This window comes from Thauera phenylacetica B4P, assembly GCF_000310225.1.
GTDB lineage: Bacteria > Pseudomonadota > Gammaproteobacteria > Burkholderiales > Rhodocyclaceae > Thauera > Thauera phenylacetica.
In genome coordinates, this window is record NZ_AMXF01000606.1 from 1 (window position 1) to 469 (window position 469).

The following is a 469-nucleotide window of genomic DNA, read 5'->3' on the forward strand; positions in this document are numbered from 1 at the left end:
CGCCGCGTCGCGCCCGACTGCCGCAGCCGCCGCGCCGGCGCGTGCGGCAACTCCCGCGGGTGCGCCCGCCGACACCTGGACGGTGCGGCGCGGCGACACCATGCACCGCATCGCGAGCGCGAACGCGCACCCCGGCACCACCCTCGACCAGATGCTGATCGCGCTGCTGCGCGCGAACCCCCAGGCCTTCGATGGCGACAACATCAACCGCCTGCGCGCCGGCGCGGTCCTCGCCGTTCCCGGGGCCGACGCAGTGCGCGGCATCGACGCCGGCGAAGCGCGGCGCGAGATCCGCGCCCAGGCTGCCGATTTCGACGCCTACCGGCGCGGCCTCGCGACCTCGGTCGCCAGCCGCGCCCCCGCACCCGCGGTGGTCCCCGCGCAAGAGAGCGGCGGTCGCATCGTGCCGCGCGTGCAGGAGGCCGCCGCGGCGACCGATGCGGGCGACAAGGTCACGGTCTCGCGCAGC

1 protein-coding gene is annotated in these 469 nt (G+C 77.4%); it reads left to right on the top strand.

Going from position 1 to position 469, the window contains the following annotated elements; all coding sequences use genetic code 11:
• Positions 1–100: 100 nt before the first annotated feature.
• The coding region (locus C667_RS23920; protein WP_281054856.1) for a FimV/HubP family polar landmark protein at positions 101–469 on the top strand (369 nt) is incomplete at its 3' end.